At 72.1% G+C, this 22,738-nt stretch carries 20 protein-coding genes and 1 riboswitch; of the genes, 5 read left to right on the forward strand and 15 right to left on the reverse strand.

Translation table 11 applies throughout. The annotated features are described in order from the left end of the window. The first annotated feature begins 2 nt into the window (after window positions 1–2). Window positions 3–1,526, forward strand: coding sequence for an ATP-dependent DNA ligase (locus NOCJ54_RS0102985; RefSeq protein ID WP_028654285.1), 1,524 nt, complete (start codon window positions 3–5; stop codon window positions 1,524–1,526). A gap of 75 nt (window positions 1,527–1,601) precedes the next feature. After that, window positions 1,602–2,297 carry a TetR/AcrR family transcriptional regulator gene (locus NOCJ54_RS0102990; protein ID WP_028654286.1) on the forward strand — a complete coding sequence of 232 codons (696 nt, stop codon included), beginning with the start codon at window positions 1,602–1,604 and terminating at the stop codon, window positions 2,295–2,297. A 27-nt stretch (window positions 2,298–2,324) separates the two neighbouring features. Here the strand turns inward: NOCJ54_RS0102990 and NOCJ54_RS0102995 are convergent, their stop codons facing one another. Further along, window positions 2,325–2,663, reverse strand: a complete 339-nt coding sequence (locus NOCJ54_RS0102995) for a DUF6054 family protein (RefSeq protein ID WP_028654287.1) — start codon at window positions 2,661–2,663, stop codon at window positions 2,325–2,327. An 87-nt stretch (window positions 2,664–2,750) separates the two neighbouring features. Further along, entirely contained in the window at window positions 2,751–4,031 is a 1,281-nt protein-coding gene (locus NOCJ54_RS0103000; RefSeq protein WP_028654288.1) for an acetyl-CoA C-acetyltransferase, read from the reverse strand. Window positions 4,032–4,128: 97 nt separating this feature from the next. On the opposite strand from NOCJ54_RS0103000, the gene NOCJ54_RS0103005 reads away from it, so the two are divergent. Together NOCJ54_RS0103005 and NOCJ54_RS0103010 are read left to right on the forward strand one after the other, a co-directional pair. Next, window positions 4,129–5,463: a 3-oxoacyl-ACP reductase gene (locus tag NOCJ54_RS0103005; protein ID WP_028654289.1), complete on the forward strand. Its 1,335-nt coding sequence runs from the start codon at window positions 4,129–4,131 to the stop codon at window positions 5,461–5,463. Window positions 5,464–5,465: 2 nt separating this feature from the next. Then, window positions 5,466–6,311 (forward strand): MaoC family dehydratase, encoded by an 846-nt coding sequence (locus NOCJ54_RS0103010; RefSeq protein WP_036516627.1) that lies wholly within the window; start codon window positions 5,466–5,468, stop codon window positions 6,309–6,311. 61 nt (window positions 6,312–6,372) lie between these two features. Here NOCJ54_RS0103010 and NOCJ54_RS0103015 read toward each other — a convergent pair whose 3' ends face one another. From NOCJ54_RS0103015 to NOCJ54_RS23570, 12 genes are all read right to left on the reverse strand, one after another. Beyond that, entirely contained in the window at window positions 6,373–7,245 is an 873-nt protein-coding gene (locus NOCJ54_RS0103015; protein WP_315897789.1) for an acyl-CoA thioesterase, read from the reverse strand. Next, complete coding sequence (locus NOCJ54_RS0103020) at window positions 7,242–8,192, reverse strand: proteasome assembly chaperone family protein (RefSeq protein WP_051485415.1); 951 nt, start codon at window positions 8,190–8,192, stop codon at window positions 7,242–7,244. Before NOCJ54_RS0103020 ends, NOCJ54_RS0103015 begins: the two co-directional genes overlap by 4 nt. Window positions 8,193–8,340: 148 nt before the next feature. Continuing rightward, on the reverse strand, window positions 8,341–9,618 hold the full coding sequence (locus tag NOCJ54_RS0103025) for a hypothetical protein (protein WP_028654293.1): 1,278 nt from the start codon (window positions 9,616–9,618) through the stop codon (window positions 8,341–8,343). Continuing rightward, on the reverse strand, window positions 9,599–11,512 hold the full coding sequence (dxs, locus tag NOCJ54_RS0103030; RefSeq protein WP_028654294.1) for a 1-deoxy-D-xylulose-5-phosphate synthase: 1,914 nt from the start codon (window positions 11,510–11,512) through the stop codon (window positions 9,599–9,601). The genes NOCJ54_RS0103025 and dxs overlap by 20 nt, the downstream gene beginning before the upstream one ends. An 18-nt stretch (window positions 11,513–11,530) precedes the next feature. Continuing rightward, window positions 11,531–12,466, reverse strand: coding sequence for an SMP-30/gluconolactonase/LRE family protein (locus NOCJ54_RS0103035; protein ID WP_028654295.1), 936 nt, complete (start codon window positions 12,464–12,466; stop codon window positions 11,531–11,533). Beyond that, the gene (locus tag NOCJ54_RS0103040) at window positions 12,463–12,891 is read right to left on the reverse strand and encodes an NUDIX domain-containing protein (RefSeq protein ID WP_036516696.1); all 429 of its coding nucleotides are present in this window, start codon (window positions 12,889–12,891) and stop codon (window positions 12,463–12,465) included. The genes NOCJ54_RS0103035 and NOCJ54_RS0103040 overlap by 4 nt, the downstream gene beginning before the upstream one ends. Before the next feature lie 40 nt (window positions 12,892–12,931). Continuing rightward, window positions 12,932–13,738, reverse strand: coding sequence for a DUF3105 domain-containing protein (locus NOCJ54_RS27975; protein ID WP_051485416.1), 807 nt, complete (start codon window positions 13,736–13,738; stop codon window positions 12,932–12,934). After that, window positions 13,735–14,034 carry a thiamine-binding protein gene (locus NOCJ54_RS0103050; protein ID WP_028654297.1) on the reverse strand — a complete coding sequence of 100 codons (300 nt, stop codon included), beginning with the start codon at window positions 14,032–14,034 and terminating at the stop codon, window positions 13,735–13,737. The genes NOCJ54_RS27975 and NOCJ54_RS0103050 overlap by 4 nt, the downstream gene beginning before the upstream one ends. After that, window positions 14,031–14,522 carry a SigE family RNA polymerase sigma factor gene (locus tag NOCJ54_RS0103055; protein ID WP_028654298.1) on the reverse strand — a complete coding sequence of 164 codons (492 nt, stop codon included), beginning with the start codon at window positions 14,520–14,522 and terminating at the stop codon, window positions 14,031–14,033. Before NOCJ54_RS0103055 ends, NOCJ54_RS0103050 begins: the two co-directional genes overlap by 4 nt. Further along, entirely contained in the window at window positions 14,509–15,837 is a 1,329-nt protein-coding gene (locus NOCJ54_RS0103060) for a hypothetical protein (RefSeq protein ID WP_028654299.1), read from the reverse strand. The genes NOCJ54_RS0103055 and NOCJ54_RS0103060 overlap by 14 nt, the downstream gene beginning before the upstream one ends. Before the next feature lie 148 nt (window positions 15,838–15,985). Further along, entirely contained in the window at window positions 15,986–18,805 is a 2,820-nt protein-coding gene (locus NOCJ54_RS0103065) for an aconitate hydratase (RefSeq protein WP_028654300.1), read from the reverse strand. A gap of 147 nt (window positions 18,806–18,952) precedes the next feature. Beyond that, the gene (locus NOCJ54_RS23570; RefSeq protein WP_051485417.1) at window positions 18,953–20,869 is read right to left on the reverse strand and encodes an ABC transporter ATP-binding protein; all 1,917 of its coding nucleotides are present in this window, start codon (window positions 20,867–20,869) and stop codon (window positions 18,953–18,955) included. A 197-nt stretch (window positions 20,870–21,066) separates the two neighbouring features. Here NOCJ54_RS23570 and NOCJ54_RS0103075 point away from each other — a divergent pair, with 197 nt between their 5' ends. Next, the gene (locus NOCJ54_RS0103075; RefSeq protein WP_028654301.1) at window positions 21,067–21,642 is read left to right on the forward strand and encodes a dihydrofolate reductase family protein; all 576 of its coding nucleotides are present in this window, start codon (window positions 21,067–21,069) and stop codon (window positions 21,640–21,642) included. A gap of 420 nt (window positions 21,643–22,062) precedes the next feature. Here the strand turns inward: NOCJ54_RS0103075 and NOCJ54_RS27980 are convergent, their stop codons facing one another. After that, window positions 22,063–22,602: a histidine phosphatase family protein gene (locus NOCJ54_RS27980; protein ID WP_169720945.1), complete on the reverse strand. Its 540-nt coding sequence runs from the start codon at window positions 22,600–22,602 to the stop codon at window positions 22,063–22,065. Further along, a riboswitch (cobalamin riboswitch) is annotated at window positions 22,602–22,732 on the forward strand. (Overlaps the previous gene by 1 nt.) Window positions 22,733–22,738 lie beyond the last annotated feature (6 nt).

Below are 22,738 nucleotides of genomic sequence, written 5' to 3' on the forward strand. Positions count from 1 at the left end.
CCATGCTGCTCCGTGCCCTGGTGGACACCTCCGGCGCGGTGGCAGCCACGCGGTCGCGCAAGGAGAAGGTCCGGCTCATCGCCGACCTGCTGCTCGCGGCCGAGCCGGACGAGCGCGCGCTCGCCGCGCACTACCTGAGCGGCCGGTTGCGGCAGCGCCGCACGGGACTCGGCTGGCGCAGCCTGCGCGAGCTGCCCGAGCCGGCGGACGAGCCGACCCTCACCATCACGGCCGTCGACGACGCCTTCGCGGCGATGGCGGACCTGTCCGGCCCCGGCTCCGCGGGCGTCCGCGCCGCCTCGGTCGGCTCGCTCTTCGGCCGGGCGACGGCACCGGAGCAGGCCTGGCTGCGCTCGGTCGCGGTCGGCGAGGTGCGGCAGGGCGCGCTCGAGGCGGTCACCACCGAGGCACTGGCGCTCGCCGCCGGGGTCCCGCTGGCCCGGGTGCGCCGCGCCGCGATGCTCGCGGGCGGCACGACCTGGGTCGTCGACGCGGCCTTCGAGGGCGAGGCGGCCCTCGCGCAGGTCGGCCTCACCGTCGGCCGCCCGGTGCTGCCGATGCTCGCCTCGTCCGCGCCCGACGTCGCCGCGGCGATGGACAAGGCGGCCGGCGACGACGGCGTGTGCGGCGTGGACGCCAAGCTCGACGGGATCCGCATCCAGGTGCACCGCCGCGGGGACGACGTCGTCGTGGCGACCCGCAGCCTCGACGACATCACCGGCCGCCTCCCCGAGGTCGTGGAGGTCGTCCGCTCCCTGCCGGCACAGGAGGTCGTGCTCGACGGCGAGGCGCTGTGGCTCGCCGCCGACGGCCGACCCCGCCCGTTCCAGGAGACCGCGTCCCGCACGGCGAGCCAGGGCTCCGACCAGGCCGCGGTGACGCCGTACTTCTTCGACGTGCTGCACCTGGACGGCACCGACCTGCTCGACCTGCCGGCGCACCAGCGGTGGGCCGCCCTGGAAGGCCTGGTGCCCGAGGAGCACCGGGTCCGGCGCTGGGTGGGCACCGACCGCGCCGCCGCCGAGGCGTTCGCGCAGCAGGCGCTCGCCGACGGCCACGAGGGCGTCGTGGTCAAGGACGCGGAGGCGGCGTACGACGCCGGCCGGCGCGGCTCGGCGTGGGTCAAGGTCAAGCCGGTGCACACCCTTGACCTCGTCGTGCTGGCCGTCGAGCACGGCTCCGGCCGGCGCCGCGGCTGGCTGTCCAACATCCACCTCGGCGCGCGCGACCCGTCGTCCCCCAGCGGCTTCGTGATGCTCGGCAAGACCTTCAAGGGGATGACCGACGAGATGCTCGCGTGGCAGACCGCACGGTTCCGCGAGCTCGAGGTGTCCGACGACGGCTGGGTCGTCACCGTGCGCCCCGAGCAGGTCGTCGAGATCGCCTTCGACGGCCTGCAGCGCTCCACCCGCTACCCCGGCGGCCTCGCGCTGCGCTTCGCCCGGGTCGTGCGCTACCGCGACGACAAGACCGCCGCCGAGGCCGACACGATCGAGGCGGTGCGCGCCCACCTCGCCGCACCCTGAGTCCCGGCGACGTTCCGGCGCGACGTGCGTCACGGATGTTGCAACACCGAGTTGCACGAGCCGTACACTCAGCCCATGACGAACGCACCGGCGACCGACGGACGCCGCAAGGCGGCAGCCGCCCGGCGGCGCGCCCGGCAGGCGGAGATCATCGCCGCGACCCGCGAGATCTTCGACTCCAGGGGCGTGCGCGACGTCCAGATCGAGGAGATCGCGTCCGCGGTCGGCATCAACCGCGCGATCGTGTACCGGCACTTCACCGGCAAGGAGGAGCTGTTCGCGCTCACCCTCGTCGGCTACCTCGAGGAGCTGCACGAGGCGATGGTGTCCGCAGCGCAGAGCACGGACGTGCCGCGCGAGCAGCTGGCCGCCATCGTCGGGGCCTTCGTCGACTATGGCGTCGCCCACCCCGCCTTCGTCGACTGTGCGCAGGCCCTGATGGTGCGCCCGGGCGACGAGCTCCTCGACGAGATCGCCGAGGGCGCCCTGTTCCGGCTCGGTCGCGGCATCACGTCGTGCCTGACGGTGCTCTCCGACACCCTCGCCCACGGAGTGGAGCAGGGCGCGTTCACGCTGCGCGAGGAGCCGGTCCTGCTCGCCAACGCGCTCTACGCCAGCGGCCTCGGCGCCCTCCAGCTGGCCCGGCTCGGGATCCTGGTCAGCGAGGTCGCCCCGGGCATCCCGACCGTCGGGGAGATCTCGGCCGCGCAGGTGCGCTCCTACCTGGTCGACTCGGCGCTGGCACTGGTCTCCCCGCACGCCTCGGCCTGACGAGGCGGGAGCGACCGCCGGACCGGGTCAGCCGCGGAAGTCGTCGAGCGCCTTGCGGGCCCGGTCGAGGAACGATCCCTCGCCGAGGGTGTTCATCTTGAAGAAGGTGGCCCGGCTGCCGCCGGCGGTGACGGCGGTGACCTCCAGCTCGTCGCCGACGGCGAGGATGCTGAAGCACAGCGAGACCCGGTTGCCGCCGGTCGCGCTGTAGCGCTCGTAGACCCGCACCAGCATCCGCGCGTCGCCGATGCGGTGCTCGTGGGCGAGCTCACGGCTCGCGGACACGCTGCCCGACATGATCTGGGCGTCCAGGTGGGCGACCAGTGCGTCCGGGTCACCGGTCATCCGTCGTGCCAGGTGCGCCATGTGTTCCTCCGGGGGCCGAAAAACGGACGTGCCGTGCGCGCCCGATCATCCCGGGCGGGCACGGCACGTCGTGCAGCGGGTCGGCGCTCAGCGCTCCATGATCGCGACGACGCCCTGGCCGCCGGCGGCGCAGACCGAGATCAGCGCACGGCCGCCACCGTTGGCCTTGAGCAGCTTGGCGGTGTTGGCGACGATCCGTCCGCCGGTCGCGGCGAACGGGTGGCCCGCGGCCAGCGAGGAACCCTTGACGTTGAGCCTGGCGCGGTCGATCGAGCCGAGCGGCGTGTCGAGGCCCAGGCGCTCCTTGCAGAAGACCGGGCTCTCCCACGCGGCGAGCGTGGAGAGGACCTGCGAGGCGAAGGCCTCGTGGATCTCGTAGAAGTCGAAGTCCTGCAGCGTCAGCCCGTTGCGCTCGAGCATCCGCGGCGCGGCGTACGCGGGGGCCATGAGCAGGCCCTCGGCGCCGTTGACGAAGTCGACGGCGGCGACCTCGGAGTCGACGAAGTAGGCCAGCACCTCGAGGCCGTGCGCCTCGGCCCACTCCTCGGAGCCGAGCAGGACGGCGGAGGCACCATCGGTCAGCGGGGTGGAGTTCGCGGCGGTCATGGTGGCCGCCTCGCCCTTGCCGAAGACCGGCTTGAGCTTGGCCAGCTTCTCCAGCGAGGAGTCGGGGCGCAGGTTGTTGTCGCGCTCGAGGCCGCGGAACGGGGTGATCAGGTCGTCCTGCCAGCCCTCGTCGTACGACGCCGCGAGCTTGTGGTGCGAGGAGACGGCCAGCTCGTCCTGGGCCTCGCGGGTGATCTGCCATTCCAGCGCGGTCAGCGCCTGATGGTCCCCCATCGACAGCTTCGTGCGCGGCTCACCGTTGGACGGGATGGCCAGGCCGATGTCGCCGGGGCGGATGGTGGCCAGGATCGCGAGGCGGTCCTTGGTGGAGCGCGCGTTGTTGAGCTGGATCAGCTTCTTGCGCAGCTTCTCGCCGATCGCGATCGGCGCGTCGGAGGTGGTGTCCACGCCGCCGCCGATGCCGGAGTCGATCTGGCCGAGCTTGATCTTGTTCGCGATGTAGTTGATCGCCTGCAGGCCGGTGCCGCACGCCTGCTGCAGGTCGACGGCCGGGGTCTCCGGCGCGAGGCGGGTGCTGAGCACGGACTCGCGGACCAGGTTGAAGTCGCGGCTGTGCTTGAGCACGGCACCACCGGCGACCTCGCCGAGGCGCTCGCCCTCGAGGCCGAAGCGCGCCACCAGCCCGTCGAGGGCCGCGGTCAGCATCTCCTGGTTGGACGCGGTGGCGTACGCGCCGTTGGAGCGGGCGAACGGGATCCGGTTACCGCCGAGTACGGCAGCACGGCGAACAGTGTTGGTCATGGATCAATCCTCACTCAGCGTGGCCCTCCGCAGAACCCTTTGAGGGCGAGATCACGAAATGTGGACTCAGAGTTACACATCTAGTTACATGGTGCACATGACTGACAAGTACCAGGGCTTCGTGAGCACCCCGATCGGCAAGCTCCTCGTCAAGAACCTCGGGCTGCCGAACCCCACCCGGCTCGAGCGCTACAAGGCCGGCGACCCGCTGGTCAAGGGCACCGTGCTCGTCGGCGGCCGCGGCCGGCTTGCCGAGTCGCTGCCCGGCCTCCTCGACGTCCTGGGTGTCACGTCGACGACCGCCCAGGCCGACGGCGAGCGCTACAAGGGCCTCGTCTTCGACGCCTCCGGCATCACCTCCGTCGAGGAGCTCGTCGAGCTCCAGCAGTTCTTCACCCCGCTGATGCGCAGCCTCGAGAGCTGCGCGCGCATCGTCGTCATCGGCACGCCGCCGGCGCTGGTCGAGGGCAGCGAGCGGATCGCGCAGCGCGCGCTCGAGGGCTTCACCCGCAGCCTCGGCAAGGAGATCGGCAAGGGCGGCACCGTCCAGCTGGTCTACGTCGCCGAGGGCTACGAGGACTCGGTCCTCTCCACGCTCGGCTTCCTGCTGAGCCCCAAGTCGGCGTACGTCTCCGGCCAGGTCGTGCGCATCGGCGCCCACGACGAGCAGCACGGCTCCGCGCTCGCCGACTGGACCGCCCCGCTGGCCGGCAAGGTCGCGTTCGTGACCGGCGCGAGCCGCGGCATCGGCGAGGAGATCGCCCGCGTGCTGCACCGTGACGGTGCGACGGTCGTCGGCCTCGACGTGCCGCAGGCCGCCTCCGACCTGCAGAAGGTGATGAAGGAGATCGACGGCGACTGGCTGACCCTCGACATCACCTCGGTCGACGCGCCGCAGCGCATCGCGCACCACCTCAAGGAGAAGCACGGCGGCGTCGACATCGTCGTGCACAACGCCGGCGTCACGATGGACAAGAAGCTGGCGAACCAGAACCCCGAGCGCTTCGGCAAGGTCCTCGAGATCAACCTCGCCGCGCCGGAGAAGATCACCGCCGAGCTGCTCGAGCAGGGCGTCGTCAACGCCAACGGCCGCATCATCGGCGTCGCGTCGATCGCCGGCATCGCGGGCAACCTGGGCCAGACCAGCTACGCCGCCTCCAAGGCCGGCGTCATCGGCCTGGTCGACTCGCTCAGCGAGAAGCTCTCGGACGGCATCACCGTCAACGCGGTGGCGCCGGGCTTCATCATCACCCAGATGACCGCCGCCGTGCCGTTCGCGACCCGCGAGGTCGGCCAGCGCCTCAACGCCATGTCGCAGGGCGGCCTGCCGGTCGACGTCGCCGAGACCATCGCGTGGTACGCCTCCCCCGCCTCGACCGCCGTCAACGGCAACGTCGTGCGGGTGTGCGGCCAGATGATGCTGGGGGCCTGACCATGGCCCTCCCCGTGATGCTGAAGGCCGCCCTGCCGGCGGTCCCCGGCGTGAACCAGCTGCCGGGCATCAAGAAGACCGGCCGCACGCTCCCGGACCTCACGCTCGAGCGCACGGACGTGGTCGTGGAGCGCTCGGCCGTGGAGCGGTACGCCGCCGTCTGCGGCTTCCCGAACCGCGACGTCGCACCGGTCCCCTACCTGCACATGCTCGCGTTCCCGCTGCACATGCAGCTGATGACCGACGCGGCCTTCCCCTTCCCGGCCATCGGCTCGGTGCACCTGGAGAACACGATCGTCCAGCACCGACCGGTCGCCATCGGCGAGACGGTGTCGCTGCGGCTGAGGGCCCAGAACCTGCGGGCCAGCACCAAGGGCCGGGCGTGGGACATGAACGTCACCGGCACGGTCGGCGACGAGGTCGTGTGGGAGTCGGTGTCGACGTACCTGCGCGTCGGCGGCGGCGACAAGGAGCACGGCGACCCGGGCATGAGCCTGGCGAAGGTCGAGGCGAAGGGCCCGGTCTGGAGCATCCCGGAGAACATCGGCCGCACCTACGGCGCCGTGTCCGGTGACCGGAACCCGATCCACCTCTACCCGCTGACCGCCAGGGCGCTCGGCTTCCCGCGCCACATCGCCCACGGCATGTGGAGCAAGGCGCGTTGCATCGCCGCGCTGGAGAACCGGCTGCCCGACGCAGTGAAGGTCGAGGTCGCCTTCAAGAAGCCGATCTTCCTGCCGGGCAAGGCGCAGTTCGGCGCCGATCGCACCGACAGCGGCTGGGACTTCACCCTGGTGAACCCGAAGAACGGCGCACCGCACCTGCTGGGCCGCACGACGGCACTCTGAGCGGTACGACGAAGGGCCGGTCCCCACGCGGGGGCCGGCCCTTCTCGTCCGTCCGGGACGGTCAGCGTGCGGGGCGCGGCCGGATCAGGCCCTCCTGGGCCACGGTCGCGACCAGGGTGCCGTCCTGGGTGAAGATCCGGCCGAGCGCGAGTCCGCGGCCGCCGCTGGCCGACGGCGACCACTGGTCGTAGAGCCACCACTCGTCGGCGCGGAAGGGCCGGTGGAACCAGATCGTGTGGTCGAGCGAGGCCATCTGGACCTCGTGCGGCCCGGACTGGGGGTGCGCCGCGAGGGTCGCGCCGAGCAGGGACACGTCGCTGGCGTAGGTGAAGGTCGCGAGGTGCTCCAGCGGCTCGTCGCTGAGCGGGCCGTCGACCCGGATCCAGACCTGGGTCCGCGACGGGCGCATCGGGTCCTCCTCGATGCCGCCGTGGCCGGAGTTGCCCAGCCAGCGCACGTCGAGCGCCGCCCACTCCTTGCTGAGCCCGTCGTCGGCGCCGCGCTCGGTCATCAGCTGCATCATGTCCAGGCCCTCCTCGGGAGGCCGGACCTCGGGCATGACGTCCTGGTGCTCCAGGCCCTCCTCGGGGCGCTGGAAGTTCAGCGACTGGTAGTAGATCGGCCGGCCGTGCTGGCGGGCGAGGACGCGGCGGGTCGAGAACGACTTGCCGTCGCGGATCCGCTCGACGTCGTAGATGATCGGCACGTTGTAGTCGCCGGGCAGCAGGAAGTACGAGTGCAGCGAGTGCACCTGGAAGCCCTCGGGGACCGTCCGAGACGCGGCGATGAGCGCCTGCGCGGCCACCTGACCGCCGTACACGCGCTGGCGGATCGTCTCGGGCTGCTGGCCGCGGAACAGGTCGGTGTCGAGCTGTTCGAGGTCCAGGAGGTCGACGAGCTTCTTCGTCGCCTCCCCCATCACGCGGTCGGTCACGCCTGTCCTCCGGTCTCGTCAGGGCCCTCCAGGCCGGCAAGGAACTGCTCGAACTGCTGACCGATCTCCTCACCGGTCGGCAGGGGCTCGTCCTCGGCGAGGAGGCTGCTGCCCTCCGCCTCGGCACGGGCGAAGGTGTCGTACTGCTGCTCCAGCGCGGTCACGACGTCCTGCACCTCCTCGTTGGCGGAGAGGTAGCGGGCGATCTCCTCGTCGCGCTGCTCGGCCAGCTCGCCGAGCTCGTTGAGGTCGATGGTGAGCCGCGCGGCGAGCTCGACGTGCTCGAGCAGGCTGCGCGCCGCGCGCGGGTAGTCGAGCTGGGCGAGGTAGTGCGGGACGTGCGCGACGAAGCCCTGCGCGTCGTGGCCCCACTCGCCGAGGCGGATCTCGAGCAGCGCCTGCGCGCTGCCGGGCACGCGCAGCTCGCCGCGCCACGGGCTGGTGCCGGTCAGCAGGTCGGGGTTGTTGGCGTGGTGGGTGATCGCGATCGGCCGGGTGTGCGGGACCGCCATCGGCACCGAGCCGATCGACACGACGAGGTCGACGCGGAACCGCTCGACCACCTCGCGCACCGCGCGGCAGAACGCCTCCCAGCGGATGTCGGGCTCCGGGCCGTGCAGCAGCAGGTACGGCGTGCCGCCGTGGTCGTGGAGCAGGCGCACCACCAGCCGGGGCGCCTCGTAGCCCTCGTAGTGGTCCCGGGCGAAGGTCATCGGTGGGCGCCGCGCCCGGTAGTCGTGGAGCTGGTCCACGTCGAAGGTCGCGACGACCACCCCGCCTCCCTCGGGCGTCGACGCCCCGGTGCGAACCAGGTGGCGGCAGGCGAGGGCACCCGCGTTCCCTGCGTCGAGGAAGCCGTCCAGGGCGACCACCATCCGCAGGGTCTCGACGTCGGCGAGCTCGGGCACCTCGTCGACGATGTGGACGAGGCGGGTCGGCGAAGTCACGTGAGAAGCCTATTCCCCGCACCCCGGTGACCGGTCGGAAGGCGGCTGTGACGCTCGTCCTGCCCGTCTGCCGGTCTGCCGGTCTGCCGGTCTGCCGGTCTGCCGGTCTGCCGGTCTGCCGGTCTGCCGGTCTGCCGGTCTGGCAGCGTCAGCCGTAGGTGGTCGTCATCATGGCCACGCCGCGCCGGACGAGGCTGGGGCCGTCGATGCCCAGCACGTCGGGCAGCACCCGGTCCTGGTCGGCGCCGCCGGCGAGCTGCTCCAGCAGCCCGAGCAGGGTGGACTCGCCGTAGGTGGCGGCGACGTACTCGCACACCCACCACGACACGGCGTACCACGCCTCGGCGTCGGTGCTGCCGAACTCGGCGTGCCCCGGGAGGTCGGTCGCCGACGCGCCCACGTCCAGCGCGCGCGACGGGAGCCGCCGCTGGCCCGGCGACATCGAGCGGACGGAGGCGTACTCCGCGATGCCCTCGCTGAGCCACAGCGGCGCGCCGCGGCCGCGGGCACCGAGCAGTGCGTGGGTGAGCTCGTGGCGCACCAGGCGGCCGAGCACGGCAGACGGCTCGTCGAGGACGCGCGGGTTCACGAAGATCCGGTACGACGCCACGCCCCTGCCCGGCGCGGCCGCGTCCACCGGCACCGCGATCGTCAGCCCGTCGACGCGGTCGGGGTCGCCGACGGTCTGCCCGGCGAGCCCGTCGAGGAAGGACAGGTCCTGCACGGCGTAGACGACGACCCCGTCGAGGGCCGGGGAGGCGTCGTCGGAGCCGACGACGCTGCGGACGTCGGACCGGCCGCTGCTGGCGGCGTCGAGCACCTGCCAGGCGTCCTCGTCGGTCCAGGAGTCGAAGATGCCGAGCACCCCGGCCGCCTGCTCGACGTGGATGGCGTGCAGGTCCCACGGCTGGGCGTTGCCGGGGTGCTGCTCCTCCCACGCGTAGTCGGTCGTCGAGCCGACGACCAGGCGGGAGCCGTCCCGGGTGGGCACGAAGCGGTAGCGGTCGCGGGTGCGGACCGGCGCAGCGTCGTACCCTTCCAGCGCGAGGGCGACGACCACCTCGGCCCAGTACTCCGTGCTGTCCACCCCGCTGCCGTCGACCGGGGTGATGGTGTCGGGCAGGACCCGCAGCCGCAGCCGGCCGACGGGCAGCTGGGCGATGTTGTCGAAGTACACCTGCTGGGTGTCGACGAGGCCGGCATCCGAGCGGTCCAGGGTCGCGCGGAAGCGGGCGAGGTCACCGCGGCGCAGGGACGCGGCGCGCTGGTCCAGCGTGGCCTGCATCCGCGCGGCCACGTCCTCGTAGGCGGAGCCGCCGTGGGTCGGCGGCGGCGGGTCGTCGGAGCAGGCCGTCAGCGGCAGGAGCGCCGCGCAGGCGAGCGCCGCGAGGCGGCGCCTGGCCAGCTCACCGGCTCCTGTCGGCATCGAGCAGCGCGGCCCCGTCGGGGTCCGCGGGCTCGGCGGTGATGTCGTGGACCGCCTGCAGCGCGATGGCCGACGAGGTCAGGCCGACCTGCTCGAGGATCGCCGCGCGCTTGGCGTGGTCGAGGAACTGCTGAGGGATGCCGTGCAGGCGCACCGGGGTGCGGATGCCGGCCTCGGCCATGGTCTGCAGCAGGACGGCGCCCACTCCCCCGACGACGCCGTTGTCCTCGATGGTGACGACGCGGCGGTGGCTGCGGGCGAGCTCGAGCAGGGCGGGGTCGACCGGCTTGACCCAGCGGGGGTCGACGACGGTCACGCCGATGCCCTGGTCGCGCAGCCGGGCGGCGACGTCGACGGCGACGGGGGCCATCGCGCCGACCGAGACCACGAGCACGTCCTGCTCGCCCTCGCGCACCAGCACGTCGCAGCCGCCGACCGTGTCGATCGCCTCGACGTCGGCGGGCGGCGGTCCCTTGGGGAAGCGGACGACGGTCGGGGCGTCGGAGACCTCCACGGCCTCGTCGAGCAGCTCGCGCATCCGCGGGACGTCGCGCGGCGCGGCGAGCCGCAGCCCGGGCACGACCTGGAGGATCGACATGTCCCACATGCCGTTGTGGCTGGCTCCGTCGTCGCCGGTGACGCCGGAGCGGTCGAGCACGAAGGTGACGCCGCACTTGTGCAGCGCCACGTCCATCAGGACCTGGTCGAAGGCCCGGTTGAGGAAGGTGGCGTAGACGGCGAAGACCGGGTGCAGCCCGCCCATGGCGAGCCCGGCCGCGGAGGTCGCGGCGTGCTGCTCGGCGATGCCCACGTCGAAGGTGCGGTCCGGGAAGCGCCTCTGGAACTCGTCGAGGCCGACAGGGTGCATCATCGCCGCGGTGATCGCGACGACGTCGGGGCGGCGCTCGCCGATGGTGACGACGTGCTCGGCGAAGTGGTCGGTCCAGATCGGGCCCTTGGGCTTCTCGGCGCCGGTCTGCACGTCGAAGGGGCCGGGGGCGTGGAACTGGTCGGCCTCGTGCCGCTCCGCCGGGTCGTAGCCGTAGCCCTTGCGGGTGATGGCGTGCACGATCACCGGGCCGCCGAACTTCTTCGCCTGGGAGAGTGCCTGCTCCATCGCGCCGCGGTCGTGGCCGTCGACCGGCCCGACGTACTTGAGCCCGAGGTCCTCGAAGAGGCCCTGCGGGGCGAGCGCGTCCTTGATGCCCTTCTTCATGGCGTGCAGGGCGTCGTAGGCCGCGGGGCCGACGCCCGGGACGGCGTTGAGCCGCTTCTTGACCACCTCGAGCAGGGTCTCGTAGCGCGGGTCGGTGCGCAGCGAGGTCAGTGCGGTCGCGAGGCCGCCGATGGTCGGGGTGTAGGAGCGGCCGTTGTCGTTGACGACGATGACCAGCCGGCTGTCGTGCTGGATCGCGATGTTGTTGAGCGCCTCCCAGGCCATGCCGCCGGTCAGGGCGCCGTCGCCGATGACGGCGACGGTGTGGCGGTCCTCGCCGCGGATCGCGTACGCCTTCGCGAGGCCGTCGGCGTAGCTGAGCGCGGTAGAGGCGTGGGAGTTCTCGACCAGGTCGTGCTCGGACTCGGCCTGGCTCGGGTAGCCGCTGAGCCCGCCCTCGCGGCGCAGCGAGGCGAAGTCACCGGCCCGACCGGTGACCAGCTTGTGCACGTAGGACTGGTGGCCGGTGTCGAAGACGACCTTGTCGCGCGGCGAGTCGAAGACCCGGTGGATCGCCAGGGTCAGCTCGACGACACCCAGGTTGGGCCCGAGGTGACCGGAGTTGGTCGCGACGGTCCGGATCATCAGGTCGCGGATCTCGGCCGCGAGCTGGGTCAGCTCGTCCTCGGACAGGCCGCGCAGGTCGCGCGGTGCGGTGATCTGGTCGAGGACAGCCATGGGCCCCACTTTATGCGCTCACAGGTCGTGGACCGCGATCGCCGGCTCGTGCAGGCTGCCCATCCACAGCCGCCCGTCGTGCTCCCGCACGCCGGTGACCATGTGGTACGACGCACCGTGCTCGGCCGGGCGGACGTCGACGTCGTGCACGAGGCGGCCCTGGTCGTCGTACGCGAGCGCGCGGACGGTCTCCTTCGGCTTCGGCTGCACCGCCTCGGGCAGGGCGGTGGCGAGCCGGCGCAGGGCCATCGGGCCGTGCTGGAGCCGCTCCACGACCGGGTCGGTCGGGCTGGCGATGCTGACCCAGACCAGCCCGTCGCTGCCGCGGGCGATGTTGTCGGGGTAGCCCGGCAGGTCGGTGACCAGGAAGTCGCGCTCACCGGCGCGGGGTCCGCTCGTCCAGTAGCGCACCACGGTGCGGGCGCCGGTCTCCGCGACGCACACGAAGTCCTCGGCCGCCGAGAGCGTGACCCCGTTGGCGAAGGCGAGTCCGTCGAGCACGACCGAGACGGTGCCGTCCGGCGCGCGGCGCAGCAGCCGACCGGTGCGGGTGTTGCGGACGAAGTCGTGCTTCCACTGCTCGATCCCGAACTGCGTGGACGAGTCCGACCACCACAGCGTGCCGTCGGACGCGATGGCGCCGTTGTTGCAGAACTTCATCGGCCGTCCGCCCACGCCGTCGGTGACCAGGTCGAGGTGACCGCTCGCGGGGTCGACCCAGAGCAGGCCGCGGCGGGCGTCGCACACGAGCAGCCGGCCGTCGGGGGCGAGCTCGAGGCCCAGCGGACGCCCGCCCGTGTGGGCGACCCGATCGATGCGGCGACCGTCGTGGGAGACGCGGAAGATCGCGCCGTCCTCGGTCCCGGTGAACACGCAGCCCTCGTCGGGCCCGGAGGTGGCGACCACGACGTCCTCGGCACCGTGGCCGGGGACGGCGAACGCGGAGAAGGTCATCGCAGCAGCTCCTGGTAGCGGTCGGAGGCGAGGAAGGCGGGCAGGATCACCGCCGCGGCGGTGGTCAGCGGCAGGTCGGGCACGCGGGCGGGGTCGACGAAGACGATCTGCCGCCCCTCGCCGACGACCACGTCCGCGTCGGTCGCCGTGGTGCGGGCGGCGTAGACGCGGACCGAGTCGTCGGTGCCGTAGGCCTCGTGGAAGACGGTGAACTCCTGCCACAGCGGCAGGCCCGGCGGGGCGACCTCGAGCCCGGTCTCCTCGGTCAGCTCGCGGTAGGCGGCGTCGTCCGGCTCCTCGCCGTCGTCGACGTGGCCGCCGACGAAGCCCCAGCGCTCGGGGTCGATGACGGGGTGCTCGTCGCGCTCCTGGAGCAGCACCCAGCCCCGCTCGTCGACGAGGATGACCGAGGCGAACCGCTGCACGGCGCCCACCGTAGCGACCCCGCGGGCAGGCGCCGGGGACCTAGACGACCGGCCCGCCGAGCGGCGCCAGGTCGTCGGGACTGACCCCGCCGTTGCAGGAGGCGAACGGCTCCGGCGCGGTGTCGCCCGCACCGAACTTCGTGATGAACAGGCCGATCCGGGGGTCGTCCGGGCCGGTCAGCTCCAGCTGGCGTCCCCACACCGTGATCACGACCGGCGCCGACTGGTCGGCGTACGGCGACATGATCCCGTTGGCGGGCAGCTGCTCGGCGAGGCGCTCGATCCCGTCGGCGTCGAGGTCGTCGGGGCGGTAGGTCAGCCAGGTGGTGCCGTGCTCGAGGTCGTGCACGACGTACTCGACCGGCACGGGCTCGTCGTAGACGCCGCACTCGAGCCAGATCGGCGCGTGGTCGCCGCCGACCGGCGGGGACTGCGGGTAGGAGTGCTCCTCGCCGATGTCGAGGTGCTGGTTGGTGAGGTCCTCGAAGGACTGGACGTCGTCGAGGTCGCTCGGCCCGGACGCGTCGTCGCCGCGCCGGTCGGCGACGGCGGGCTCGTCATCGTCGTCGCCGCTGAGCAGGACCGGGACGAGGATGGCCGCGGCGAGGACGAGGACCGCGGCGACGACCGCGATCACGACCGGCACCACGCGGCCGCGCCGCGGCGGGGGCGGCTGCTGGAACCCGGCCGGCGGGTACGGCGGCGGCGCGACCGGGTAGGGCGGCTGGGCCTGCCCCCAGGCCGGGGGCTGCTGCGGCGGCGGGGCCCACCCGGGCGGCGGCTGGTTCGGCGGCTGGTTCGGCGGCTGGTTCGGCGGCTGGTACGGCGGCGGGGGCGGCTGGTTCACTGCTCGAGCGCCTTCTCCACCCGCTCGACCTTCGCGGTGAGCTCACCGGTGTGGCCGGGGCGGATGTCGGCCTTGAGCACCAGCCCGACCCGCGGGGAGGTCTCGGCAACGACGTCGACGGCCCGCTTGACCACCGCCATCACCTCGTCCCACTCGCCCTCGATGTTGGTGAACATCGCGTTGGTCTCGTTGGGCAGCCCGGACTCCCGGACCACCTGCACGGCGCGGGCGACGGCCTCGGACACCCCGCCGGTGTCGTCCGCTGCCGACGGACTGATGCTGAAGGCGACGATCATGGGCTCACGGTATCGACGGCCTCGAGCCGCAGCCGGGCCAGGGCGTCGCGGGCGTGGGACTTCACCGTGCCGACGGCGATGCCGAGCACCTCGGCGGTCTGCGCCTCGGTGAGGTCCTCGTAGTAGCGCAGCACCAGCACCGCGCGCTGGCGCGGGGCGAGCCGGTCGAGCGCAGCGCGGAGGTCGAGCCGGTCGACCGTGCCGTCCTCGCGGCCGACCGCCTCGGGCAGCTGGTCGGTGGTCACCTCGCGCCAGCGCCGGCGCCGCCAGCGGTTGACGCTCTCGCGCCCCAGCACCGTGCGGACGTAGGGCTCGGGGTCGGCCTGGATGCGCCGCCAGCGGCCGACCACCTTCACCAGCGCCGTCTGCACGAGGTCCTCGGCAGCGTGGGCGTCGCCGGTCAGCAGGAAGGCGGTGCGCAGGAGGGCGCCGCGGCGGGCGAGCACGAAGGCCTCGAAGGAGGCCGGGAGCTCCTCATCGTCGCGCACGGGACCTCCACACGACGGCACCCGCGCCGGCGAGCAGCACCACCGGCAGACCGAGGGCCAGCCACGCCTGCCACGCGGGCTGGTCCGCGGCGGTGGTCCGGTAGCCCTCGACGAGCGGGTTGGCCCACAGGTCGGCGGCGTAGTGGGGTCGGCCCATGACGTCACCGCGGACGGCGAGGCCGAGGTCGACGACGTCCCCGGTGGCCACGTCGACCTCGACCGCCCCGAGGCCCGGGGCCTCGCCGACGACGACGTGCCCGGCGTCGGTCCAGCCGAGCACCTCGCTGGCGTCGATCGGCAGGTCCACCTCCCGCAGGTCCGTGGGGCTCGGCCCCACCAGCAGGCGCCAGTCGGCGGCGTCGGCCTCACCGGGCGCGACGACGGCGACCGCCTCCACCTCCGGGCCGTACGACGCCTCGTAGACCTCGACGCCCATGTCGACCGACGTCGTCCCCCCGGTGCTCGGGTCGAAGCGGAACGTGCGCGTGCCGCGGGACCACACCGTGCCGCTGGGTGCCGAGCCCATGTTCGGCAGCCAGTAGCGCCCGGCGGGCTCCGCGACCAGCCGCTCCCCCGTCGCGACGTCCCACAGGACGAGTGAGCGCTCCCGGGGCCGGTCGCTGCCGGTCAGCGAGTAGGACGTCTCGAGGTAGCGCGAGTCGCCGGAGAAGGTGAGCCCCGAGACGTCCATCCCCCGGATCACGTCGTGGTCGGGGTCCTCGAGCATGCGGGCGCGGCCGGTGACGGTGTCGAGGACGGCGAAGCCGACCACCTCCAGGTCCGCGGAGTAGCGGGTGTAGCCCACCTTCGTGCCGTCGGGCGAGAGCACCAGGTGGTCGTCGCCGAGGGACTCCGGCCGCGTCCCGGGCAGGTCGAGGAACACCGCGGAGCCGTCGACGGCGGAGATCCCGAAGGGCCACGTCCCGGCCTGCTCGACGGCGCCCTCCTCCTGCCGGTTGCCCTCGCGGAGCGCCGAGCCGACCACGGCCAGCGGGCCGGGTGCGCCGGCGCTCCCGGTGCCCTCGGCCCGCGCGTCGGGCGCGTGCACCGTGCGCGGCAGGTGGAGGTCGGCGAACGGCATCGCGACCGGGGGCTCGGGATCGTGCTGCACCGTGACCAGGGCCAGCGACGCGACCAGGGCGGTCGCAGCGGCGACCGCGCCGACCCGGACGGCCTGCCGGGCGCGGTGGCGTCGTACTCCGCGGCGCCAGAGGCTGCGGGTGCCCGCAGCGCCGGCGCCGGTCGGGCCGGTGTCGGTCGGGGCGTGGTCGGCGAGCTCGTCGAGCAGGTGGCGCAGGTCGCGCAGGTCGGTCATCGGGGTCCTCCTGGGGTGGGCTCACCCTCCCGTACGCCGCGAATGGGATGGAAGGAGGGGGCGTCCCCGGAACTTTTCCGATGACCTCCCGGGAACGCCGACGGCCCGCCCCTCGGGAGGGACGGGCCGTCGGTTCGCTCGGGCTGGGTCAGCCGCGCAGCAGGTTGCGCAGCACGTACTGCATGATGCCGCCGTTGCGGTAGTAGTTCGCCTCACCGGGGGTGTCGATGCGGACGACCGCGTCGAACTCCACGCCGGAGTCGGTGGTGACCTTCACGGTGCGCGGGGTGGTGCCCTCGTTGAGCTCGGTGATGCCCGAGATCGAGAAGGTCTCCTCGCCGGTCAGGCCGAGCGACTCGGCGTTCTGGCCCTCGGGGAACTGCAGTGGGATGACGCCCATGCCGATGAGGTTGGAGCGGTGGATGCGCTCGTAGCTCTCAGCGATGACCGCCTTGACGCCCAGCAGCGAGGTGCCCTTGGCCGCCCAGTCGCGCGACGAGCCCGAGCCGTACTCCTTGCCGGCCAGGACGACGAGCGGGATGCCGGCCTCCTGGTAGCTCACCGAGGCGTCGTACACCGTGGTGACCGGCGCGTCGGCCTGGGTGAAGTCGCGGGTGAAGCCGCCCTCGGTGCCCGGCGCGATCTGGTTGCGCAGGCGGATGTTGGCGAACGTGCCGCGGATCATCACCTCGTGGTTGCCGCGGCGCGAGCCGTAGGAGTTGAAGTCGCGCGGGGCGACGCCGTTCTCCGTGAGGTACTTGCCCGCGGGCGAGTCGGCCTTGATCGAGCCGGCCGGCGAGATGTGGTCGGTGGTGACCGAGTCGCCGAGCTTGAGCAGGACCCGCGCGCCGTCGATGTCGGTGACCGGGGCCGGCTCGTCGGGCATGCCGTCGAAGTACGGCGCCTTGCGGACGTAGGTCGACGACTCGTCCCACGCGAAGGTGTTGCCCTCCGGGGTGGGCAGCGACTGCCAGCGCTCGTCACCCTTGAAGACGTCGGCGTAGGAGTCGGTGAACATGTCCGAGGTGATCGCCTGGGCGATGGTCTCCTCGACCTCGGCCGGCGAGGGCCAGATGTCCTTGAGGTAGACCGGGTTGCCCTCGGAGTCGTTGCCCAGCGGGTCGTTGAACAGGTCGACGTCCATGGAGCCGGCGAGCGCGTACGCGACGACCAGCGGCGGGGACGCCAGGTAGTTCATCTTGATGTCCGGGTTGATCCGGCCCTCGAAGTTGCGGTTGCCCGACAGCACCGAGACGACGGCGAGGTCGTTCTCCTGCACCGCGGCGGAGACCTCGGGGATGAGCGGGCCCGAGTTGCCGATGCAGGTGACGCAGCCGTAGCCGACGAGGTTGAACCCGAGCTTGTCGAGGTACGGCGTGAGGCCGGCCTTCTCGTAGTAGTCCGAGACGACCTTCGAGCCCGGCGCCAGGGTCGACTTGACCCACGGCTTGCGCTCCAGGCCCTTCTCGACGGCCTTCTTCGCCAGCAGGGCGGCGCCGATCATGACCGACGGGTTCGACGTGTTGGTGCAGGAGGTGATCGATGCGATCGTCACCGCGCCGTGGTCGAGGGTGAACGTCGTGCCGTCCTCGAGGGTGACCTCGATCGGGCTCGACGCGCGGCCGCCGTCGGCGGGCGCGGCCGAGAGGTGCTCGCGCGGAGCGTCCTCACCGTTGGACTGGTTCGGGTCGTGCGAGGGGGCGTCGGAGCCCGGGAAGGTCTCCTCGACGGCCTCGTCGTAGCCCTTGGTGTCCTGGGCCTCGCCGGCGTAGTCGACGAGCGCGCCGCGGAAGGCGGCCTTGGCCTCGGACACGAGGACGCGGTCCTGCGGGCGCTTCGGGCCGGCGATGGACGGGACGACCGTGGCCAGGTCCAGCTCGAGCTTCTCCGAGTAGCGCGGCTCGGCCGACGGGTCGAGCCAGAGGCCCTGCTCCTTGGCGTACTTCTCGACGAGCGCGAGCTGCTCGTCCGAGCGGCCGGTCAGGCGCAGGTAGTTGACGGTCTCCTCGTCGATCGGGAAGACGGCGATCGTGGAGCCGAACTCCGGCGACATGTTGCCGATGGTGGCGCGGTTGGCCAGCGGCAGCGCGCCGACGCCCTCGCCGTAGAACTCGACGAACTTGCCGACCACACCGTGCTGGCGCAGCATCTCGGTGATCGTGAGCACCAGGTCGGTGGCGGTGGAGCCCTCGGGGAGCTCGCCGGTCAGCTTGAAGCCGACGACGCGCGGGATGAGCATGGAGACCGGCTGGCCGAGCATGGCCGCCTCTGCCTCGATGCCGCCGACGCCCCAGCCGACGACGCCGATGCCGTTGACCATGGTGGTGTGCGAGTCGGTGCCGACGCAGGTGTCGGGGTAGGCCAGCAGCTCGCCGTCGACCTCACGGGTGAAGACGGTGCGCGCGAGGTGCTCGATGTTGACCTGGTGCACGATGCCGGTGCCCGGCGGGACGACCTTGAAGTCGTCGAAGGCGCCCTGGCCCCAGCGGAGGAACTGGTAGCGCTCGCGGTTGCGCTCGTACTCGATCTCGACGTTGCGCTGGAACGCCTCGGGCGTGCCGAAGACGTCGGCGATGACGGAGTGGTCGATGACCATCTCGGCGGGCGCGAGCGGGTTGATCCTCGTGGCGTCGCCGCCGAGCTCGGCCATCGCCTCGCGCATGGTGGCGAGGTCGACGACACAGGGCACGCCGGTGAAGTCCTGCATGATCACGCGCGCCGGCGTGAACTGGATCTCCTTGTCGGGCTGGGCGTTCTCGTCCCAGCCCGCGAGGGCCTTGATGTCCTCGGCGGTGATGTCCGCCCCGTCCTCGGTGCGCAGCAGGTTCTCGAGGAGGACCTTCAGCGAGAACGGCAGGCTCTCGACGTCCAGGCCCTCGCCCTTGACCGCGTCGAGGCGGAAGATCTCGTAGGACTTGCCGTCCACGTCCAGGGTGCTCTTGGCACCGAAGCTGTTCTTGCTGGCCATCGCGTCTCCGTCTCCCCGTCGACTGCCACATCGACTGAGCTCGTTGTCGGTAGGTCTCTCCCCTGCATCCTGCCGCCGGGGTGCGGCGCCGGGATAGTGAGGCTGACCTAAGTGTTCCAGAGCACCGGTTCCCGATATCTCTTGATGTCAAGATACACGATCCGAAGGCACATCTCCACGTCCGGGTACGACGGCGAGGGACGTGTCGTCGGCGAACTGGGTGCGGTAGAGCTCCTCGTACCTCCCGCCTGCGCCGAGCAGCTCCGCGTGGGTCCCCCGCTCCACGATCTGCCCGTCCTCGACGACGGCGATCAGGTCGGCGGCGCGCACGGTCGAGAGGCGGTGCGCGATGACCAGTGCGGTCCGCCCGGACAGCGCCTCGGCAAGGGCTGCCTGGACCGCCGCCTCCGAGGTGGAGTCCAGCGACGCGGTGGCCTCGTCGAGGATCACGACGCGCGGCTGCTTGAGCAACAGCCGGGCGATGGTCAGCCGCTGCCGCTCCCCGCCGGAGAGCCGGTAGCCGCGCTCCCCCACGACCGTGTCCAGCCCGTCGGGCAGCGCGCGGACCAGGTCGGCGAGCCGGGCACGGGTCAGCGCGTCCCACAGCTCCGCCTCGTCGGCGCCGGGGCGGGCGAAGAGCAGGTTGCCGCGGATGGAGTCGTGGAACAGGTGCCCGTCCTGGGTGACCATGCCGACGGCCTCGCGGATCGACTCCGCGCTGAGGTCGCGCACGTCGACACCGGCCAGGCGCACCGCGCCGCTGTCCACGTCGTAGAGGCGGGAGACGAGCTGGGCGATGGTCGACTTGCCGGCCCCCGAGGACCCCACGAGGGCGACGACCTGGCCCGGCTCGGCGCGCAGGGACACCCCGTGCAGCACCTCCTCGCCCCCGCGGGCGTCGAGCACGGCGACCGACTCCAGCGACGCGAGCGAGACCTTGTCGGCCGAGGGGTAGGCGAAGCGGACGTCGTCGAGCTCGACGGACACCGGGCCCTCCGGCAGGGAGCTGGCGTCGGGCTTGTCGGTGATGAGCGGCTGCAGGTCGAGCACCTCGAAGACCCGCTCGAAGCTGACCAGCGCGCTCATCACGTCCACCCGGGCGCTGGCCAGCGACGTCAGCGGTGCGTAGAGCCGGGTGAGCAGCAGGGACAGCGCCACGACGTCGCCCGCGTCGAGGCTCCCGCGGATCGCCGCGAGCCCGCCCACGCCGTACACGACGGCGACGGCGAGCGCCGAGACCAGGGTCAGCGCGGTCACGAAGGTCGTCTGCACCATCGCGGTGCGCACGCCGATCTGGGCCACCCGCTCGGCGCGGGCGGTGAACTCGGCCGACTCCTGGTCGGGGCGGCCGAACAGCTTGACCAGGGTGGCGCCGGGCGCGGAGAAGCGCTCGGTCATCTGGTTGCCCATCGCCGCGTTGTGGTCGGCGGCCTCGCGCTGGATGCCGGCCAGGCGCCGCCCCATCCGCCGGGCCGGGACCACGAACACCGGCAGCAGGACCAGGGCCAGCAGTGTGACCTGCCAGGAGATGCCGAGCATCACCACGAGGGTCAGGGTCAGCGTCACCAGGTTGCCGACCACGCCGGACAGGGTGGTGCTGAACGCACGCTGGGCGCCGATCACGTCGTTGTTGAGCCGGCTGACGAGCGCGCCCGTGCGGGTGCGGCTGAAGAACGCGATCGGCATCCGCTGCACGTGGTCGAACACCGTCGTGCGCAGGTCGAGGATCAGCCCCTCCCCGATCCGCGCCGAGAGCCAGCGGGCCAGCAGCCCGAACCCGGCGTCTGCGACAGCGAGGCCGGCGATGGCCAGGGCCAGCCAGGCGACCAGCCCCTCACGACCGCCGTCGACGATCGCGTTGACCACCCGGCCGGCCAGCACCGGCGTGGCCACCGCGAGCGCCGAGGTCAGCACGCTGAGCAGCACGAAGCCGACGAGCTTGCCGCGATGCGGACGCGCGAAGGCGAAGATGCGCCGGGCCGTCGCCCGGTTGAACGCGCGCTCCTCCTGCGGCCCGTGCATGCTGCGGTAGACCTGGTTCCACGCGATCGACTCCATGCTCATGGTCTCGACGGTAGAACCTCAAGTCGGGTTGAGGACAAGCCGGTGCGCCCGGGCACGACCCCGAGGTGACCCGCGGCGCGTCGGCCGGGGACCATCCGGCGCCGACGGGAAAACTCTTCGACCGTGGCTGTCGTGGTGGACCACCCTCGTTCGTGGAGAGGATGAGAGAACCCCCTCACCGACCCAGGAGGTCATTGATGCGCACCCTGATCTACACCGCCTTCGTCTCCGTCGACGGCGTCGTCCAGGCCCCCGGCCCCGAGCCCGACTACCGCAACGGCGGCTGGACGTTCCAGGACATCGAGTTCCGCGAGGAGGTGTACGAGCTCAAGGGCCGCGAGCAGGAGGAGGCCTCCGCCCTGATGCTGGGCCGGGTCAGCTACGAGGCATTCGCCCCGGTGTGGCCGGGCATGACCGACGAGTTCCCGCACTACAACGCGATGCCGAAGTACGTCGTGTCGACGACCCTGCAGCAGGGGGACCTGGTCGACAACTGGGGCGAGACCACCATCCTCCGCTCGATCGACGACGTGGCCGCGCTCCGCGAGACCGACGGCGGCCCCATCTCGATCCACGGCTCCGCCAGCCTCGCCCGCAGCCTCGGCGACGCCGGCCTCCTCGACCGCTACCACCTGCTCGTCTTCCCCTGGGTCCTCGGCGCCGGCAAGCGGATGTGGAGCGACACCGACAAGGACCGCCAGAAGCTGGAGCTCGTCGAGTCCGAGTCCTACGCCAACGGGGTGCAGAAGCTCTGCTACCAGGTGGTGCGCTGAGGCTCCAGCAACGGACCGCACTCGACGTGGTGCGTCATCGGGAACAGGTTCGGCCCCCTGAGCGTCAACGCGATCATTTGCGATCGGACGCCTTCGTATCCCAGAAACCGCACCTGACCTGCAGCGATGTCGTTCTCGACCCTTGTGGGCGTCGGCGCGGGGTCGCAGACCTTTGCGAATCAAAGCGAGCCCAATCCGAGCCCTCCCGTCGACAGCTGCCTACGAGGGCACCCAAACCGCGGTTGCAGCGCCGCAGCGACGCACTCTCGGAGCCTTTCGATCAGGCCCTCGACTCGCCACCGAATCTGGAACCCAATCCGTACCGCAGGTCGGTCGGTTCTGACCGATTTTCATGGTCCGCGTGAGGTGCGCGCGACGAGCCCCCGACGGCCGTCACACGCCCCTCCCCGATCGTCGACGTCACAGCCGCTGGACGGATCGGCCGTCCCAGAGGAGGACCTGGCCGTTGGCGACCTCCCCCACCGCGGAGCCCCCGGGCAGGAGACGGAACAGCTCACCGTGCGCCACCACGACGTGCGTCATCGCCGGGTCGAGGTCGGCAAGGGCAGCCAATGTCCTGCGCACGACCTCAGCTCGGCGCTCCACGCCACCATGGGCGAGCGCGACAGCCGAGGCCCGTCCGGTCCAGGAGACCGTGCGTCGGTGGTTCGTCCCCTGGAAGAGGCCGAAGTGCCGTTCCCGAAGACGTTCGTCGACAAGTTGGCTGGCTCCCAGACGGGCCGCCACCACCTCGCCCCCTTCGACCGCCCGGGTGAGGTCGCTCGAGGTCACGCGCACCGCGTCTGTGGACGTCAGACATAGGGCGAGGAAATCAGCGGCCTCGACCATCTGGGCACGCCCAGCACCTGTGAGCCGCGGATGTGGCGTCTGTCCCTGTGTAACGCCTTGCGCGTTCCACTCCGACTCTCCGTGCCTCAGGAGGTAGACCGGCTGCTTCACGCGCGCCATTCTCCCGTAGGCTGCGGAAGATCCACGGCGCAGGAACCCGGTGAGACTCCGGGGCGGTTCCGCCACTGTGATCGAGCACGCGTGCTCGAAGCCAGACACTGGCCGTGGGTGAATCCGACCGCTACAC

This window comes from Nocardioides sp. J54 (genome assembly GCF_000519005.1).
Taxonomy (GTDB): domain Bacteria; phylum Actinomycetota; class Actinomycetes; order Propionibacteriales; family Nocardioidaceae; genus Nocardioides.